This is a genomic window from Hoeflea sp. AS60 (assembly GCF_038900115.1).
Taxonomy (GTDB): Bacteria; Pseudomonadota; Alphaproteobacteria; order Rhizobiales; family Rhizobiaceae; genus Hoeflea.
In genome coordinates this window covers 1,854,962-1,873,144 of the sequence record NZ_JBBMQP010000001.1, presented here as the reverse complement: position 1 = coordinate 1,873,144, position 18,183 = coordinate 1,854,962, and the positions used below count along the sequence as shown (strand labels likewise).

General features: G+C 58.1%; 17 protein-coding genes. 5 read left to right on the top strand and 12 right to left on the bottom strand.

The genetic code is table 11. The features are described from left to right. The first annotated feature begins 277 nt into the window (after positions 1 to 277). From WNZ14_RS08660 to WNZ14_RS08650, 3 genes are all read left to right on the top strand, one after another. Entirely contained in the window at positions 278 to 2,998 is a 2,721-nt protein-coding gene (locus WNZ14_RS08660; protein WP_342868165.1) for a hypothetical protein, read from the top strand. A 46-nt stretch (positions 2,999 to 3,044) separates the two neighbouring features. Next, complete coding sequence (locus WNZ14_RS08655; protein WP_342868164.1) at positions 3,045 to 4,118, top strand: extracellular solute-binding protein; 1,074 nt, start codon at positions 3,045 to 3,047, stop codon at positions 4,116 to 4,118. 274 nt (positions 4,119 to 4,392) lie between these two features. Beyond that, positions 4,393 to 5,283 (top strand): LysR family transcriptional regulator, encoded by an 891-nt coding sequence (locus tag WNZ14_RS08650; protein WP_342868163.1) that lies wholly within the window; start codon positions 4,393 to 4,395, stop codon positions 5,281 to 5,283. An 80-nt stretch (positions 5,284 to 5,363) separates the two neighbouring features. On the opposite strand, the gene WNZ14_RS08645 is transcribed toward WNZ14_RS08650, so the two are convergent. From WNZ14_RS08645 to WNZ14_RS08620, 6 genes are all read right to left on the bottom strand, one after another. Next, positions 5,364 to 6,239 carry a GNAT family N-acetyltransferase gene (locus WNZ14_RS08645; protein ID WP_342868162.1) on the bottom strand — a complete coding sequence of 292 codons (876 nt, stop codon included), beginning with the start codon at positions 6,237 to 6,239 and terminating at the stop codon, positions 5,364 to 5,366. Continuing rightward, positions 6,236 to 6,916, bottom strand: a complete 681-nt coding sequence (locus WNZ14_RS08640; protein ID WP_342868161.1) for an aspartate/glutamate racemase family protein — start codon at positions 6,914 to 6,916, stop codon at positions 6,236 to 6,238. Before WNZ14_RS08640 ends, WNZ14_RS08645 begins: the two co-directional genes overlap by 4 nt. 6 nt (positions 6,917 to 6,922) lie before the next feature. Beyond that, positions 6,923 to 7,765: an ABC transporter permease gene (locus WNZ14_RS08635; RefSeq protein ID WP_342868160.1), complete on the bottom strand. Its 843-nt coding sequence runs from the start codon at positions 7,763 to 7,765 to the stop codon at positions 6,923 to 6,925. 1 nt (position 7,766) lies between these two features. Next, positions 7,767 to 8,633, bottom strand: a complete 867-nt coding sequence (locus WNZ14_RS08630) for an ABC transporter permease (protein WP_342868159.1) — start codon at positions 8,631 to 8,633, stop codon at positions 7,767 to 7,769. Between the two features lie 71 nt (positions 8,634 to 8,704). Beyond that, entirely contained in the window at positions 8,705 to 9,997 is a 1,293-nt protein-coding gene (locus WNZ14_RS08625) for a PotD/PotF family extracellular solute-binding protein (protein WP_342868158.1), read from the bottom strand. Between the two features lie 49 nt (positions 9,998 to 10,046). After that, positions 10,047 to 11,051, bottom strand: a complete 1,005-nt coding sequence (locus WNZ14_RS08620) for an ABC transporter ATP-binding protein (protein WP_342868157.1) — start codon at positions 11,049 to 11,051, stop codon at positions 10,047 to 10,049. 241 nt (positions 11,052 to 11,292) lie between these two features. Here WNZ14_RS08620 and WNZ14_RS08615 point away from each other — a divergent pair, with 241 nt between their 5' ends. Together WNZ14_RS08615 and atzF are read left to right on the top strand one after the other, a co-directional pair. After that, on the top strand, positions 11,293 to 12,012 hold the full coding sequence (locus WNZ14_RS08615) for a GntR family transcriptional regulator (protein ID WP_342868156.1): 720 nt from the start codon (positions 11,293 to 11,295) through the stop codon (positions 12,010 to 12,012). 341 nt (positions 12,013 to 12,353) lie between these two features. Then, positions 12,354 to 14,105: an allophanate hydrolase gene (atzF, locus tag WNZ14_RS08610; RefSeq protein WP_342868155.1), complete on the top strand. Its 1,752-nt coding sequence runs from the start codon at positions 12,354 to 12,356 to the stop codon at positions 14,103 to 14,105. Here the strand turns inward: atzF and WNZ14_RS08605 are convergent. From WNZ14_RS08605 to WNZ14_RS08580, 6 genes are read right to left on the bottom strand one after another with little or no spacing between them, the layout of a single operon-like run. Continuing rightward, on the bottom strand, positions 14,084 to 14,740 hold the full coding sequence (locus WNZ14_RS08605; RefSeq protein ID WP_342868154.1) for a GntR family transcriptional regulator: 657 nt from the start codon (positions 14,738 to 14,740) through the stop codon (positions 14,084 to 14,086). The two genes, atzF and WNZ14_RS08605, sit on opposite strands and share 22 nt — an antisense overlap. A gap of 31 nt (positions 14,741 to 14,771) precedes the next feature. Next, positions 14,772 to 15,158, bottom strand: coding sequence for an oxalurate catabolism protein HpxZ (gene hpxZ / locus WNZ14_RS08600; protein WP_342868153.1), 387 nt, complete (start codon positions 15,156 to 15,158; stop codon positions 14,772 to 14,774). Continuing rightward, entirely contained in the window at positions 15,155 to 15,916 is a 762-nt protein-coding gene (locus WNZ14_RS08595) for a 5-formyltetrahydrofolate cyclo-ligase (protein ID WP_342868152.1), read from the bottom strand. The genes hpxZ and WNZ14_RS08595 overlap by 4 nt, the downstream gene beginning before the upstream one ends. Beyond that, the gene (locus WNZ14_RS08590; RefSeq protein ID WP_342868151.1) at positions 15,913 to 17,319 is read right to left on the bottom strand and encodes an AtzE family amidohydrolase; all 1,407 of its coding nucleotides are present in this window, start codon (positions 17,317 to 17,319) and stop codon (positions 15,913 to 15,915) included. The genes WNZ14_RS08595 and WNZ14_RS08590 overlap by 4 nt, the downstream gene beginning before the upstream one ends. Continuing rightward, a complete protein-coding gene (locus WNZ14_RS08585; RefSeq protein ID WP_342868150.1) occupies positions 17,316 to 17,504 on the bottom strand; it encodes a DUF4089 domain-containing protein in 189 nt (62 codons plus the stop codon). Before WNZ14_RS08585 ends, WNZ14_RS08590 begins: the two co-directional genes overlap by 4 nt. Continuing rightward, positions 17,501 to 18,181 carry an isochorismatase family cysteine hydrolase gene (locus WNZ14_RS08580; protein WP_342868149.1) on the bottom strand — a complete coding sequence of 227 codons (681 nt, stop codon included), beginning with the start codon at positions 18,179 to 18,181 and terminating at the stop codon, positions 17,501 to 17,503. The genes WNZ14_RS08585 and WNZ14_RS08580 overlap by 4 nt, the downstream gene beginning before the upstream one ends. Between the last annotated feature and the right edge of the window lie 2 nt (positions 18,182 to 18,183).

Genomic DNA, 18,183 nt, shown 5'->3' with positions numbered 1-18,183 from the left:
ACCTCATCGGAACGTCATTCCGATCCGAGCCAAGCATCCCTCAATTTGAGGGATGCAGTGACAACAACGCGGGGCCCGGCGTTTACCGCGAGCCTGCGTTGATCACTGACCATTGCCCTGCGCTTCAATCCCATCTTGCCTGACAATCCCGGCAATCGAAAAATACGATTGATAGCAACGAAAATATTCGTTTCTGCACGCCGTTCCCCTGACCTAGCATCTGTTCAACAACCATAAACAAAGTGGTTGGGATCATCCGAAGAACAGGCTTGCGTGCATGAACGTAGAAGAAGACGTCTCCAGAAACCCTGTTGCCCCGATGCATTTCAGCTTTATCGGCAGCCCTGATCTGGCAACCCAACCACAGATCCAATGGGCGTTAAGTGAACTTCAAAAGCGGCTCGGCGAGCGCAATACAAGGTTTGATCAGATTGGCGCGGTGGCGGCCGGCGATCTGGACGGGACGATATTTGTATTTGCTTTGGGTCCTGGTGCGGAGATCGCGGAGATCAGCAAGAATTGCGGCGTGGATCTGCCGCTGACGCCTGAATCTTTCGCGATTTTCCGGGAAATCCGGGGGCCTCAGAAAATCCTGTTTGCCTATGGCGCAGACATTCGTGGTGTCATTTACGCGATCACCGAGCTGGCAGATCGGGTGCGGTTTATGCCTTCAGTTTCGCAGGCATTCCGGTTTGACACCCCGATGGTGGAATCGCCGACTGCGAAAGTGCGCAGCATTTCCAAATGCTTTCAGAGTGAGATCGAGGACCTTCCGTGGTTTCATGATCGGGATGGCTGGGAAGAATACCTGACGCATCTTGTGACCCACCGGTTCAATCGAATTTCGCTGACCTTGGGGATGCAGTACAACTATCCTTACGGCAACGAGTTCGTGTCAGACGTCTATTTTCATCTTGCCTACCCGTTCCTGGTTACGGTCCCGGGCTTTGATGTCACAATCTCGAACCTCACGGATGAGGAACGCCGCAGGAACCTGGACTCGCTCAAGTTCATTGCCCGCGAGGCCGTCCGGCGCGGGCTTGAGTTTCAGCTTGCGCTGTGGACTCAGAGCTATGATTTCGACGATTGTCCGAAAGCCAAACACCAGATAGGCGGGATCACCGAGGCCAACAGGTCCGGCTATTGTCGTGATGCGCTGGCAATCATTCTTGCCGAAGTGCCCGAGATCAGCGGGCTGACCCTGCGGATTCACGTGGAGTGCGGGATCCCGGAAGGCGACTATGCTTTCTGGCAGGACTATTTCGAAGCTGTCAAAGGCGCCGGCCGGCCTTTGCGGCTTGATCTGCACGCCAAGGGGCTGGACGAGAAGCTGATCGAGATTGCGTTTTCGACGGGCATGCCGGTCGCGGTCTCGCCGAAATACACCTCCGAGCACATGGGTTTGCCCTACCATCAGGCCTCCATACGCGATCTCGAAATTCCTGCGAACGATACCCCGAGTGACGGCACGGTGCAGGGTCGGGATCTGACCACTCTCTACTCTGGACCTGACGCGGAGAGCCATATCGGCAAATGGAAGTTCAGCGAGGGGTCGCGCAAATTCATGCGCTACAGCTATGGCGACTTGCTGCACCAGGACCGCTCCTACGACATCATCTTCCGGATCTGGCCAGGAACGACACGCGTCCTGTTGTGGGGCGACCCCGCGATAGCGGGTGGTTATGGACGCAATTCCGTTTTCTGTGGTTCGCTTGGCGTTGAGTTGTGTGAACCGCTGTCGTTTAAGGGCCGCATGGGCACCGGAACCAGTGGTGGGCGGACTGGTTATCAAGACAAGTGGCGCGTCCATGACCGGGACTGGAAGAAATTCGAATACACCTACCGGGTCTGGGGGCGATCGCTCTATAATCCGGACGCCGAGCGTGAGGCTTTCAGCCGCTTTCTGGAGGCAAAGTTTGGTGAGGCCGCAGCACATTGCGGCAGGGCCATTTCCAGCGCCAGCCGTATTCTGCCGCTGATCACTTTGGCGCACACGCCGACGGCATCGAACAATTCCTATTGGCCGGAAATGTACGAGAACATGTCGATCGTGCACGAGGCGCCCTACCTGCCCTATGGCTATGAACTGGCAAAGCCCGCGCGGTTTGGAACGGTTGGTTCATGCGATCCGCAAATGTTCATGTCGCCAAGCGAGTTTGCCGGCTGCCTGCACGACCATGGGGAGATCCGAAAATACTCCCCCCTGACATGGGCAAACTGGCTTGAGCAGTTTGCCGCGAGTGCGGCAGTCGAAATGGCCCATGCCAGATCGCTAAGTGACAATCCGGGGCCGGAACTGCATCTGATTTCGGTGGATGTAACGATCCTTGCTGCAATCGGCCGGTTCTTCGCCGACAAGATGCGGGCAGCCGTTCTTTGGGAGTATTTCCTGCTCTCGGGAGAGACCCGTTCCGCGCGGGAGGCTGTCCGCCACTACCGCCTGGCGCGTGACGCATGGGCGGAAGCAGCCGAGATCTGTCAGGACGTCTATCTACCCGACCTGACCTATGGGCCGCATTCCTGGCTGCGTGGCCGATGGGATGATCGCCTGCCCGCAATCGAACAGGATGTTGCCGACATGGAAGCGCTCGTGAAAGAGGCGCCGCGCATCCCTTCGGACAGCACCTCCGTTGGGGAACTGTCAGTCGAATTGATCCTGTCATGGTCGGCAACCCAGTTGCATCCCTGCCGGCACAGTCCACCAGACAGTTTCGTCCGTGGCGAAGCAATAGTGCTCGCATGCATTCCGCTCGGCGCGTCCCGTCGTGCAATCAATCTGCATTACCGCCACGTCAACCAGTCCGAAGAATGGCAGGTCGCCGAAATGACATGGCGGAATGGAGAGTACCTTGGAGAAATTCCAAAGGAATACACAGATTCACATTACAGCATAATGTATTACTTCGAGATTACAGAGAACCGTATTTCCTATTATTTTCCAGGAATTATCGACGATTTATCCAACACGCCATATTTTGTCATCAGCACGGAAAAGTAAAATTACTGAAATCAAGTCAACTGAGCGCACCACAGAAGGAGAAGTCATGATGAATTACTTGTTCAAGGGACTAATTGCCAGTGCGGCGATACTTGCATGCTCTATGCAGAGCCAGGCGGAAACGCTCAGATTGCTGACATGGGGAGGCTATGCCCCGGACGCGGTCATTTCGGCTTTCGAGGAAAAATACCCGGATATCAAGGTCGAAGTCACAGTCTCCAACAACGAAGAGATGGTGGCCAAGCTTCGTGCGACAGGCGGCGCCGGGTTTGACCTTGCGCAGCCGAGCGTCTCGCGCGTTATCGCGGCACAGACCGAATATGGCATCTACAAGCCGATGGACCTCACTAAGATCGACACGTCTGTGATCCAGCCCAACATGATGAAAGCCATGGAGGAAAACGCCAGGATTGACGGCGCGATCTATTCGGTGCCGCATGTGTGGGGCACGCAGGGTCTGATCGTCGACATCACCAAGGCGCCGGATATCAAGGGCTGGAGTGATCTGTGCGACCCGCAGTACAAGGGACGCATGTCCATGCGTCTGAAGCGAGCGCTTCTTCTGGGCATGGCCTTCGACATGGGCAAAGATCCGTTTGCCGCCTATGCCGACCCGGCGGCCTATCAGGCGATCCTTGACGAGGTAGAAGCCAAACTGATCGCCTGCAAGGGCAATGTGAAGACCTACTGGACCGGCGGCGATGACTTGTCAGCCATGCTTTTGTCGGGCGAGATCGTTGTCTCGGACGCCTGGGATTCGACCGCATTCAAACTCTATAACCAGAACCCCGACATCAGATTTGTTCCAACGCGCACCGGAGCGCTGGCCTGGATCGACACGTTTACGCTTCCGGCCAAGGGTGAAGCCGATGACGCAGCCTATAAATGGATCAATTTCGTCATGCAGCCGGAGATCGTCACCCTGATTTCGGAATCGAGCGGCTCGATCGCTGCAGTAAAGGGGTCGATCGCACTCATGCCGGAAGGTTCGAGAGCGGCGGTTTCCGCCGCGTTCGACGACGCGGCACTTGCCGGTCTGAAGTTCATGCCAAGCGTTCCCGCCGGTCTTGAGGACATGGAAGGCAAAGTGCTCGATCGCATCAAGGCCACATCGAACTAATCGCTGCGTCAAACCTGTTTTCACAAACCGAGCCGTGCCGATGAAGATCGGCGCGGTTTGTTTTTGAGCAGTGCGGGCTTTATTGAACAGACCAGGTGCTTCGACCAAATCTTGAAGGCAGTTTGCTGTAATTAGGCCTGCACGTCCCTGCTCCCAACACCTCGTAAGACATTCGGCAAGACGGCTAGATTTCACGTATCCATAAGCTAAACCTTGATACAGACTGGATTTGGTCAGGATCGAACGCGATCGTGGAAGGCGTCAGGGAACTCGCATGCACATTGATCAGATCAGAACTTTTCTCGAGGTTGCGGCCACCGGCAACTTCAACAAGGCTGCCGAGACGCTGAACGTCACGCAATCGACGGTCAGCGCCCGCATCAAGACGCTTGAGGTCAGCCTGGGCCGGGATCTGTTTATCCGCGATCATTCAGGCGCCCGGCTGACCCCTGCAGGCGAACGGCTTCAGCGCTACGCGACCCGTCTGCTTCGTTTGTGGCGCAGGGCAGAAAGCGATGTCGCCCTGCCCAAACGGCATAGGGCATCCATCAGTCTCGGCTCAGCTGTGAGCCTCTGGGATCAACTCGAGCTTGAATGGAGTGGCTGGATGCGGCGGGAAGCACCGGACGTGGCCCTGCACGTGGTGGCCGATTACTCACCATCGCTCATGCGTCAGTTGGCAGACGGCGCCATGGATATTGGCGTGATGTACGAGCCACGGCAAATGTCCGGACTTGTGATCGAGGATCTGCTGGTCGACGAGTTCTTCCTTTTGAGCACGATCAAGGACTGCACGGTCGACGACACTGCATGGCGTGACTGCTACGCCTATGTCGACTGGAGTGACGACTTCAAGCACAAGCATGAAGAGGCGTTCCCCGATCTGGTTGCCGATATCAAGGTGGGATTGGGCAGCATTGCGCTGGGTTACATCATGAAATTCGGCGGCAGCGCCTATCTTCCGCTTCGCATGGCACACCCCTTGGTTCGTAGCGGCCAGTTGAACAAGGTCAGGGGCGCGCCTGTGTTTCACCGGATGGGGAGCGTCGTCTACAGCAGTTCGCCTACCGATCCGGAATTGCTGCAACTGGGTCTGCGAGGATTGCGCGAGGCCAAAGCGCAAATCGAAAACCAGATCCGGGATCTCACCGAGTTTTTCGATTGAGACGACCAAGAGGTTTGAAGGTCCGGAGCGGTTCTCCCTTCCATGCCCACTGTGCAACCGGGACATGATCTGCGTTGAAATCAGCCCAGTTCGAAAGTGGTCACGCCAAAGATATTCGACCATGGGAGGTCGGGGGCTGATCCGCGGTACATGCGGGCAGTTTCAAAAACCGGCGCCAAGCCCGCACGCTCAGCCATTATCATCGCCTGCCGATTTGCTTCAGGCACATCCAGCGTGATGATCGCCCCGGGCTCCGCATCCGCGCAGCACGCCTGAAACAGCGCCTCTGCCGATTGCTTGTTTCGCGCAAACAACGGCCCGATCTTATAGCCCTCTATGCATTTGCGGATTGTGGCGTATCCGGAAAGTCCATCGCCTTCGAATGCCGAGAACGTCTTGCGCCCGGCGTCAGGCGTAGCAAACACCCATGCCCGCAGGAAGCCCGGCCTTGGCGCCCCAAAGCAGGCCCGGTCAAGATTTTCGATCTGGCTGGCATGCTCCAATTGTGCTTCAACGATATTCACCGATGGTGCAGCGGTGGCTGACAGACGGGGAACGCCGCTGAAGCGGATATTGCGGCCAACCAGTTGAAAGCCGCTTTTCTTGTAGTTGTTCTGCTGGGCTACAACGCCATCAAGCCCCACCGTACGGTTTGCGAGATAGTCCATACCGGCCATCCATGTGGCCATGCCATAGCCTTTTCCCCTGCCATCCGGGTGGACGATGTAAAACCCGAGAAACCCGTAATAATCGCCGTATCGCACAACCGATATGGAGGAAACGGGCTTACCATCGGCGAAGCCCATCAGAAAGCCGGAGGGATCCGCCGCAAAGAACGCTTCGAGATCCGCAAGGCCCGGATTCCAGCCCTCTTCCTCTGCCCATTTGACCGCAGTTTCGTATTCATCGCGTGTTGCCGTGCGTAATTCAAACCGACTTTGCGCTTTCAGGCTCATGTCTTGTCCGTGTTTTCCCATCCGGCTGCGACCTGACGCTCACACCACGCAACCGCAGCGCTGACGCCTTCAATAACAGGAATAGAGTAGTCCTTCTCGAGGATTCGCGCCATATCTGCCATGCCGGCACATCCCAGTACGATAGAGCGACATTGGTCATACTTCATTGCAACCGCAACCTCGGAGCCGATGCGAGACAGGGACTGTTCTGGATTCAGTTCAAGGTCGAGAACCGGAATTTCGCTGGCACGCACGCGCGCGCACTGGGCGGCGAGGCCATAGGACTTGATGTTGTACTCAAGCACGGGAATTGAAACTGCAAGGGTTGTGACAACCGAAAAAGGTGCAGCCGTCTCCGCCGCCAGCCTGTAGGCCGCTTCACCGATACCGGTGATCGGCACCTTGGACCTGTCGCGCAACTCCTCCAGTCCGGTGTCATCAAAGCAAGCGATGACAACCGCGTCGAAGGGATCGCCGCCCAACATGTGCCGATCAAAGATCTTGTATAGGCCGGGCAGCGCCGCTTCTCCGTCGTCAGGACCCTGGATCGATGCCGGTCCACTGTCCGGATTGACGGCAAGGACCGTGGTTCCGACCGATGCTGCATTCTTGGCCGCCACGCCGATGGTCTCGGTCATGGAAGCCGTCGTATTGGGATTGATGATCAGGATCCGCATGGCCGGCTACACAAGACCATTCCCGGAATCATTGCCGGCAATTGCCTGCTTCCGGTTCAGCCACCAGGCGCTCAGGATGAAGATGGCGATGATGACCAGCGAGAAAACCGTGGTCAGCGTGCCAAGGGCATAGAGCACCGGCGAGGTAACATTTGTGGTCATACCAAAGATCTCGAGCGGCAGGGTGTTATAGGATCCTGCAGTTAGAAGAGTGCGGGCAAACTCGTCATAGGACAGCGTAAAGCCGAAGAGGGCGACACCTATCAGGCTCGGTGCGATGATCGGCAACACCACATGGCGGATTGTCTGCCAGGACGTTGCGCCCAGATCGCGCGCGGCTTCCTCGTAGGTCTTGTCGAAGCGGTTGAACACCGCAAACATGATCAGGAGACCGAATGGCAGGGTCCAGGTCAGCTGCGAGCCAAAGCCCGATGTCGTCCAATGCACATCAAGGTCCAGCTGGTTGAAGATCAGTCCTACGCCCAGCGAAACCAGGATCGAGGGTATGATCAGGCTGGTGATGACCAGATAGAACAACACGCCTGAACCCAGGAACCGTTTGCGGAAGGCGAGCCCGCCCATCACCGAGACGACAACCGTGGTGAACATCACCATCAGACCGAGGCCCAGTGACCGCCGAAACGAGCCCCAGATGTCGCCCACGGCCTGCTGCTCGAACAGATCGTAAAACCAGTGCAGCGAGACACCGTTCATCGGGAAGGTCAGTCCGCCCCTCGGCCCCTGAAAGGAGAGAATGGCGATGGTGATCGTCGGACCGTAGAGAAACAGGATGAAAAGGGCGAAGAAACCCGCCAGCAGATAGAATGAGCGACCGCGCGGTTCCGACATCTCAGAGCTCCTTCCGAATATTAACGAACCGCAACATGATGCCGATGGTGATCAGCACGGTGATGAGCAGCACCACAGAAGTGGCCGCCGCGGACGGATACCTGAGAAGAGCAACATCGTTGGAAATCAGCCTTCCGACATTGGCTGATTGCGATCCGCTCATGAAGCGCACGGTGATGAAATCGCCCATCACCAGTGTAACCACGAAGATAGAGCCGATCATGATGCCAGGCTTGGTCAGCGGCAGGATGACATTGGTGAGGATCTGAAACCCGGTCGCGCCACCGTCGCGGGCGGCTTCCAGCAGCGATTTGTCGATCCGCATCATGGTGTTGAAGATCGGAACCACCATGAACAGCGTGTAGAGATGGACAAAGGCCAGCATCACGGCAAAATCTGAAAACAGCAGCCATTCAAGCGGTTCGTCGATCATGCCCGCAGAGATGAGCGCCTGGTTGGCTATGCCGTTTCGGCCCAGAAACGGCACCCAGGAAATCATCCGGATGATGTTGGAGGTCCAGAATGGCACGGTACACAACAGGAAAAGCACGATCTGCCAAGTCTGGGTGCGGACATGGAACGCCAGAAAATAGGCAACGGTGAAACCTATTGCCAGACACAGCGCCCAAGAGATGACGGTGAACATGAAGGTCTTGAGATAGACGGAATAGGTGACCGGCGAGCGGAACAGAAATTCGTAGTTGTCGAATTTGAACGCGGGGTAGATCGAAAATTCGGTCGCTCCCCAGAAGCTGACCACGACAATCATGGCGATCGGCAGGACCAAGAAAAGCGCGAGCACGATGACCAGCGGCGAAGCCATCAGCCAGCCGGTCAGATCATTGGAAATGGATCGTTTGGAGGACATCGATCACCTGACAATCGGGGGTGAAACCCCGCGCCGGAAAGAGGCGCGGGGAATTGCGATAACGACTGGGCTCAGGCGGCGATGAACTCGTTCCACTTGCCGACCATGTACTGGTTCTCGTCCATGACGGCGTTCCAGCAGGCAACGGCGCCCATACGGGCTTCGTAGGAACCGCCGTCGCGAACGTCGCCAGCAGCGGCCAGCTTGTCGCCGGTCGGGCTGGTGATGTCGCCGGTGGCAGGCTTGCCTTCGTACCAGTAACCCCACTCGTTGTCGGACATGAACTCCTTGGAGGTTTCCGGAACCGCAGAGTAGTAGCCTTGACGCATGAGGTAACCGCCGACCCAGCCCGAGAGATACCAGTTGATGTATTCATAGGCAGCTTCGAGTTCGAGACCCGAGAGGTTGGCCGAGAGACCGATGCCACCGCCCCATGAGCGGTAGCCTTCCTTGAGCGGCTGGTAGATGCACTCGATGCCCTTGGACTTCACAGCCGTGATCGCCGGCGACCACATCGACTGGATGACAACCTCTCCGGAGGCCATCAGATTGACGCTCTCGTCAAACGATTTCCAGAAAGCGCGGAACTGGCCGTTCTTCTTTGCCTCGGTGAAGATGCCAATTGTCTTGTCGATCTCTTCCCTGGTCATGTTGCCCTTGTCGGCATACTTGATCTCGCCCATCGCCTCACACACCATCGCCATATCCATGATGCCGATCGACGAGATGTCGAGGATGGAGGCCTTGCCCTTGAATTCAGGGTTCAAGAGCTCTGCCCAGGTGTCGATCGGGCGGCCGATGAGATCGGGGCGAATGCCCAGCGTGTCGGCATTGTAGATGGTCGGGATCAGTGTCATCCAACCGGTGACGTCATTGGCGAAGCTCGTTGAGCCCTGGCCATCAACAAAGCCAACCGTGCTTGGCGCTGTTCCCTGTGCGACTGTGCTCTCAGGGGTGAGCTTGCCGGTGGTGAAGATCGGCGAAATCTTGTCGAAGTTCTTGATCTTGGATGTGTCCATCGCCTGCAAATTGCCTGTGGGCCAGATCTTTTTGCAGATCCAGTATTCGATATCGGCAATGTCGAAGCTCTTTGGCTGGGTGGCGGCACGCTGGGTAACGCTGTCGGAATCGAGAGCAGTCATTTCAAGCGTGAAGCCCAGGTCTTCCTTCACCTTGATAGCAACATCGTTGAGGTTGGACACGCCGGTGCCGAACTGACGAAGGGTCACGTCCTTGATGTTCTGCGCCCAGATGGTCGGGAACCCGGTGACGACGCCAGAGCCGATGGCAACGCCCGCAACTGCGGCGGAACCCTTGAGCAGCGACCGGCGGCTGACGGAGCTGGTTTTCGGTGTTTCAGTCATGTGCATTCTCCTTCGTGATGGTTGGCATGCTCGTGATTTTGGGTTTGGGTCAGCTCGCCAGACGGTGCGCGTCGCCCGGCTTCCAGTCGAGAAAGACCGTCTGGCCAATCTCCAAAGGTTCTTGAGAAAAGAGCGCGTCGGGAACAGTGACGCTGATCGGGTTTGGATCTGCCGCTTCTCCGGCGGAATTCAGTGCAACGGAGAAGCTGGTTCCGAGATATTCAATTTCGCGTACAACAGCCTGAACGCCGGCGCTGCCTTCCGGCATTGATCTGGCAATCTTGATCTTGTCGGAACGAATGGCGACATTTGCCTGGCCGTCGTGCATGACATTGTGTCCGCCCATGAACTTGGCGACAAATTGTGTCTGCGGCTGATTGAAGACATCTTGGGCGCTACCGATCTGTTCGATCCGGCCCTTGTTCATGACGATGATCTGATCGGCCAGCGACAACGCCTCATCCTGAGAATGAGTGACGTGAATGAACGAAATCCCCAGCTCCCGCTGCAACCGCTTGAGCTCCGAGCGCATGCGCAGACGCAGGAATGGATCAAGTGCCGACAATGGCTCATCGAGCAACAGGATCGAGGGATTGGTAATCAGGGCGCGGGCAAGTGCGACACGCTGCTGCTGGCCGCCCGAGAGTTGTGCCGGCAGTCGCGAGGCAAAATTCGCCATGTCCACGAGTTCGAGCAGTTTCATCGCCTCGGACAGGCGCGCCTGTTTCTCGACGCCCTTCATTTTAAGGCTGAAGGCCACATTGTCGGCAACGCTGAGATGCGGGAAGAGCGCGTAGTTCTGAAACATCATCGCGGTGCCGCGCTCGGCCGGAGGCAAATCGGTGATGTTCTTGTCACCCAGGAGAATATCGCCCTTGGATACACTTTCATGTCCGGCGATCATCCGCAGCGTTGAGGACTTTCCACACCCTGACGGCCCCAGAAGGCAGGTGTAGGAATTGCCGGGAATTTTGAGCGAGATGCTGTCAACGGCAATTGATTGCCCGTAAGACTTGGTGACTGAGATCAGCTCTGCTGCGGATTTGTCCATCATGGTCTGGCTCCTTGCCTACCGCATAAGGTCAGCAAGAGCCGTGCCAGAATCACGCCTTTCTTAAAATATTGATTCTTAAGGCGTATTTTTTGGAGCTAGATTTTGGTTTCGAACCCTGCCTAAATTGCAGTCAGTATTTTATACGATCTGCACAAAAATCGTATACAATCCGTCATTGCAATATTGGGCGGCAAATTCTAAGACAGCGTAACAGAAACTATCGGTTCTCAGGCATGCAACAGTGAACAAAGTGCTCCGCCCTTCGCAGGATGCGCCGCCCAACACAACAGGGTTGGCAAGCCGATCGGATCTGGTCGTTGCCGGACTTCAGCGTGCTATTTTCGAACACAAGATCGCGCCGGGCACAAAACTGTCAGAAGATGAAGTTGGCGAGATCTTTGGCGTCAGCCGCACCATCGTGCGCTCGGCACTGCAGGCGCTCGCCCATTCGCAGCTTGTAACGATCGAGAAGAACCGCGGCGCGTTCATTGCCAGCCCCAGCCCGAGAGAAGCGCATGAGGTTTTCGAGGCGCGCGGCCTTATTGAGCCAAGGGTTGCGACCATGGCCGCCAAGAGGATGACCGATGAGGCGCTGGAAACCTTGCGCATGCACACTGAAGAGGAACATGCCGCCATGCATGTTGGTGACAAGGGCAAGGCGCTTTCGCTTTCAGGCGGGTTTCACCTGAAGATTGCCGATATTGCCGGCCATGATGTCTTTACCGGCTTCATCCACTCGCTGATTTCGAGATCCTCCCTGATCATCGCGCTTTACTGGCATAGGGCAGACACGACCTGCGAAAGCCATTCTCACCATGCCTTGATGAAAGCCTTTGAAAGGCGGGATGCGGCAGCCGCAGAGGAAATCATGCGCAGCCATATCGTGGATCTGCATTCCGGGCTCAACCTGAGCAGCCCGAACAACGCACCGCTTTCACTTGCGGACGCCTTGAGACCTTAGGCTGGTGCCACTTCGGTGAAGGCACAGGAATTCGCCTAATTATAGTGCAATCACGCTTGCAGCTAGAATTCCCGGCTCACGTGCAAGCCTCCGAATGACCAATTTTCCGGTAAAACCCGTTCGTCATAGGTCCCGTCCCGGACAGCATTTCATCAATCGCTGAAGTTGTTCTGGCGCACCAAACTGGCGTTTCGCCACTCTCTGGCTCGGCCGGCGCAACACGCAACAAATTCGCGTCGGAACCCGGCCATCTGGCGCGTGTCTTGCTTGTTCGCAATGGCGCATTTCGGCTTTTGTCGTCATGATGCGTTGGGGAATTTATCGCAAAGGGCAGACAGAGCATGTACAGTCAGAAAACCGCGAAAGACTTTGATTTCTGGCGCTCAATGTCGCCCTCCGAGGCAATAGGCCATGCCTTCCGCATGCACCGGGAATACGATGACCCGGCCATGTTCATTTTCCTCAGAAGCGAAGCCGACTGCCTGGCTGACGCGAAGAGGCTTGAAGCCGAAGGCCCAGAGGGCAAACCGCTGTATGGCCTGCCTTTCGCAGTCAAGGACAATATCGATGTGGCCGGCCTTCCAACTACTTCGGCCTGCGAAGAGGCGGCCTATGAGCCGGAGGTTTCGGCCTTCGCGGTGGCGCGATTGCAAGAGGCAGGCGCCATCTGCATTGGCAAGACCAATCTTGATCAGTTCGCCACCGGCCTGGTCGGCGTGCGCTCGCCATTTGGCGTTCCGCGCAACAGCATCAGGGCGGATCTCATTCCTGGCGGATCGAGTTCGGGTTCAGCGGTTGCAGTCGGCGCAGGCATTGCCGCCTTTTCGCTTGGCACCGACACCGCAGGCTCCGGTCGCATTCCCGCCGGACTGAACGGAATCGTTGGCCTCAAACCCAGCCTCGGCATGTTGTCGGCAACCGGCATGATGCCCGCCTGCCGCACTCTGGACACCATCTCGATTTTCGCCGCCCGCACTGCCGATGCCGCGCTGGCAACGTCCGTCGCGCAGGCCTACGACCCCGCGGATTTCATTTCGCGCACGCTTCCGATGGCCGGTATCGCCCCCGCAGGCGCATCGTTCACGGTCGGCGTTCCGTTGCCGAGCCAGAGGATGTTCTTCGGGGATAAGGCTGCCGAGAGCGCCTATGAAGCCGATCTTGAGACGCTGGCTTCGCTTGGCGGCCAGATCGAAGAGATTGATTTCGAACCGTTCCATGCCGTTGCGCGGCTGCTTTACGAAGGACCCTGGGTGGCCGAACGCTACCATGCTGTGCGCGCGCTGATCGAGAGCAATCCGAAAGCTCTCCATCCGGTGACCTACAAGATCATCAGCGGCGCATCGAAATTCTCGGCAGTTGATACCTTCGATGCGATCTACAAGCTTGCGCAGATGAAGCGGCAGATAACCCCGGTGATCGAACGGTTTGACTGTTTTGCCGTGCCGACGATCCCGGCGTTTTATAGCGTTGCCCAAGTGGTGGCCGATCCTGTGCAGCTCAACTCCAATCTCGGCACCTACACCAATTTCGTCAATCTGCTCGACATGGCGGCGATCTCGGTTCCCGTGAGCGAGCGAGCCGATGGCCTGCCCTCGTCGCTCACGCTGATCGGGCCCGCCGGATGTGACGCCTTCCTTGCAGGCATAGCCCAGAGGCTGGAAAACGGAGAAAGCGAGCCAGCCAACGTTGCAGCCCGTCCCGGTGAAATGCTGATCTGTGTCGTCGGCGCGCATTTGAGCGGCATGCCGCTGAACCATGAACTGACCAGCCGCAGGGCAAGGCTTGTCGCCGCGACCCGCACCGCGCCCGATTATTCACTTTACGCGCTGTCCGGCACCATCCCGCCCAAACCGGGCCTAGTGCGTGGTGCTCCCGGAGACGGCGTGTCGATCGAAGTGGAGATCTGGGCCCTGGATGCGGCAGGTTTCGGCAGCTTCGTCGATGGCGTGCCAGCGCCGCTTGGCATCGGCACGGTTCGGCTTGAGGACGGACTTCAGGTCAACGGTTTCATCGCCGAAGGCATCGCCATTGAACAGGCAACCGATATCTCGAGCTTCGGATCCTGGCGGAGCTATATCGCCAGCCGCTCGTGAACCCGGCTTGAGAAGCGCTTCCAGGCGCCTTCGACATAGCCGATATGAGCCTGCATGGACTGTTCCGCAGCGCTTCGGTCGGCCCGCAGGATAGCTTCCACCACAGCCGAATGCTCCGCATGCGAGGCGGCCAACCGGCCCGGGGTTTCAAATTGCGCCCGCCTGAACGGCTGCAGCCTGAGCCTGGTGTTGGTGGTCAGGTCGGCCAAATAGGAATTGTCGGTTCCCTCATAGATCGCCGAATGGAACGCTTCATTGGCAAGCTTGTAGTCCTCGCCGCTGCCAAGCCTGACAAGCTTCGCCATCTCTTCATGCATGCATTGCAGGTCGTGGCGCTGCCGCACACTCATGTTGAGTGCGCTCTGCCCGGCGCACATGGTCTCAAGCTGCGCCATGACGAAGAAGATGTTGGCGAGTTCGCGGTCGTCCGGCTTCGCCACGATGGTGCGCCTGTGCGAAGATTGCACCACAAGCCCGGTGACACCGAGCTTGCGCAAGGCCTCCCGCACCGGGGTCCGGGAGACGTTGAATTCGGCGGCAAGCCTCGTTTCGTCGAGCGCGGTGCCAGGCTCAAGATCGCCGCTCACGATCTGCCGCGCAAGCTCATGTCGTATCGTCTCGGCACTGGTCGACATTGCGCGGAATTCCCCGTGGACGCAGATCTTGTCAGGCGGTGGTGTCTACAACACTCACATGCGCCGCCACAACCCGCCAGCCATCCTCCATCCTCACCCAGGTCTGCATCTGGCGACCGGTCTTGCCCGGGGCGGAGTCGCGCGAAAACAGCGTCGAGGCCGTTCCATAATCGGATCCATAGGTGGTGATGACGGTGCGTGACAAGCTGCGTTCAAGACCGGCCGATGGCCGTGCATTTCTGAACGCCAGGATCTCGGCAGCGCCGTAGAGGTTTTCGCCGCCGCCATAGCGGATCGTGTGCTCGCTTTGCCAGAACAGCTCATCCAGCACCGCCACGTCATTGCTAACCAACGCCTGCTCATAGCGGGCAAAGGCCGCAGTCAGCTCTTCATGCACAGCTACGTCATTGATGATCATCGGGCTGTCATCCGGTCGCGCAGATCGCGCAGGAAGGGGATGGTCTCGAACTGGTCTTCCTGCACGAAATCCCAGGCCACGCCCTTGGGCCGCGGCGTGGTGTTGCCGGTCACGATCAGCTCCTGCTCGGTGGCGACAAAATCAAGCGGAGAGTCATGGGCCATCATGAACACCTTGCTGCCAGGCACCAGCTGTGAGGAATGGATCGTGGTCGCCATTGGTGTTGTCGGGCCAATAGTGCCGAGTTCGCGGAAGATCCCGGTTTCAAGATCGGCAAAGCCCGCACCCTTGCCGGTGCGTCCGCCTTCGCGGCTCACGGCCACCGAGCCGACGATGCAGAAATCGAGCGGTTCAACCTCTTCAAAGCCGATCCGCTCACCATGCATCATGTAGCCTTCGGAGGTGGCGGCGAGTTCGAACGAGACGCCCTCTTCGATCAGCTTTTTCGGATCAATCCTGAGGTAGGGAAATTCCCGTGTGAGATACGGTACGGGCGCATAGAGCATCTTGCCCTCGTAAAGCGCGCGCAGCCGCAGCGGAATTTGCGGTGGATCCGGATTGCACTTGACGGTTTTGGCGCGCTTCCATTCATCGGTCTGCGCCAGATGCCATGCGGCCTGATCGGCACCGATAAAGTTCGGGATGTGGCTCCAGGTCGGACCCATTGCATGGCCGCCGTTGTCGAGAAGATCCCAGACCTCGCCACGCACGGCGTCCTTGTTCTCGTCGCGACCTGACCATTTGCCTTGCTTGTTCATGCTGCTTTCTCTTCCAGATTGGCTGCGGGGGCCTTGGCATGGCCATTTTCTTCGAGCCATGCGGCAACCCGCAGAGCAATGTCTTCGCGCCAGGGTGCTGTGATGATCTGAACACCGATTGGCAGTTTACTCCCCTCAAGCCACACCGGCACCGACACCACCGGCAGACCGATGAACGATATAGGCTGGGTGAAGACCCCGAGATTGGGCCTGACCGGGAGTTCCTTGCCGTCCAGAACGAAGGTCTTCTGGCCGATCAGCGGCGCCACGCACGGGGTCGCTGGCGCGATCAGCACATCGATCTCTTCGAACAGTGCCAGCATTTGCGCGCGAAACAGGCTGCGGAATTTCTGCGCCTTGGTGACCCAGGCGCCAGGGATCATCGCTCCGGCCAGCAGCCGATCGCGCACATCCGGGTCAAAGTCGGCGTGCCGGGTCTTCAGCCGGTCAAGATGCAGCGAGGACCCCTCGGCCATGGTGATCAGATAGGCGCTGGCGCGCGCCAGTCCGGCATTCTCGATCACCCGGGTTTCGCTGACCTGCAATGCCGAACAGATCCTGGCAACGGCATTAAAGGCCTCTGCGTGGCCGCCTTCTTCGAAATAGCCGCCGGCCTTGGCGATCCGCAAGCCATCGATCCCGGTGTTCAGGTCCACCGGAGGATCGATGCGGTCGATGCAAACCGGGTCGGATGGATCAGCGCCGGTCATCGCATTGTAGGACAGAGCGAGATCGCTGACCGAACGGGCCAATGGCCCGAGGTGATCAAGGCTTGCGACAAACGGAAACGTGCGGCTGCGCGAAAGCCGGCCATAGGTCGGCTTCAAGCCAAACAACCCGCACAGCGACGAGGGCACCCGGATCGAGCCGTTGGTGTCCGACCCAAGCGTCAACGGCACAAATCCGGCTGCAGCTGCGGCACCCGATCCGCCCGAGGACCCGCCGGTCATGTGCTCGCGCGCATGAGGATTGCGCGATGGGCCATCGTGGTAGTTTTCGCCGGTGAAATCATAGGCGTATTCGCCCATATTAAGCGCGCCCACCAGAATGGCGCCGTTTGCCTCGAGCCGCTCGATCAGGACCGCATCCCTGGATGCCGGCGACATATCGCGGTTGATTTTCGAGCCCGCCAGGGTGGCAATGCCTTTGACATCGAAGAGGTTCTTGACCGCAAACGGCACGCCCGCAAGCGGCCCCACATCTTCGCCGCGCTTGATCTGCGCATCAATCTCGGCTGCCCTCGCCCGTGCCCGCTCATGGGCAACGAAGGTGAACGCGCCTATCGCCTTGTCGTGCGCGTCGATCTTGCCGAGGCAGCCGTCGACCACTGTGCTTGCTGAAACCGATCCGCCGCGCACCGCCTGGGCGATCTGGGCTGCTGTTGCGATTGTCCAGTCGGTCATGGCTTGAACACCGGAGCGGGTTCCGCCTCGTCTTCCATCCGAAAGGCCAGAAGCCCGGCTGCTATGCCGCGAGCAGACGAAAGGTGGAAGACGATGCCGGACCGGTAGGACGGCTCATCAGGCAGTCCGAGATAGGGGAGCATGCTTTCCGCAATCGCTTCCGCGTCGAATTCGTTCTCGCTCATGCAGGAACCTCCTTTGCCTCGAATGCCGCAGCGAGCGCGCTGAGCGGCGTCGCCCAGCCGACAATGCCACCTTGCGCGGTGATCATATCTATGGCGCCGGTCTTGAAGTGTTCGAAATAGCTTTCCGTTGCGTCTGTGATCAACAGGCATTCATAGCCGCGATCATTGGCTTCGCGCATCGAGGTCTGCACGCAGACTTCCGTGGTCACCCCGGCAAAGACCAGGTGCGTGATGCCTGCCTCCTGCAGCCGTTCGTGCACACCGGTGTTCCAGAACATCCCCTTGCCCGGCTTGTCGATCACCCACTCACCTTCGGTCGGTGCCAGTGCTTCGACAATCTGGTTGCCCGGCTCGCCACGCACCAGGAGCCGACCCATCGGACCTTCTTCGCCGATCCGCACTGAAGCGTTGCCGCGCGCTACCTTGCTCGGCGGACAATCCGACATGTCAGGAAGATGCGCCTCGCGTGTATGGATCACCGTCAGGCCGCGATCGCGAAACAGCGCAATCAGACTGGCCACTATCGGGATGATTGCCTCAAGCCGGGAGACGTCATTGCCAAGCGCATCGCCAAAGCCGCCGGGCTCGATGAAATCGCGCTGCATGTCGATGACCACAACAGCCGTTGCAGCTTCCGGCAGCTGGTAGTCATATGGCTCCGCCTTTACGCTCAGCATCG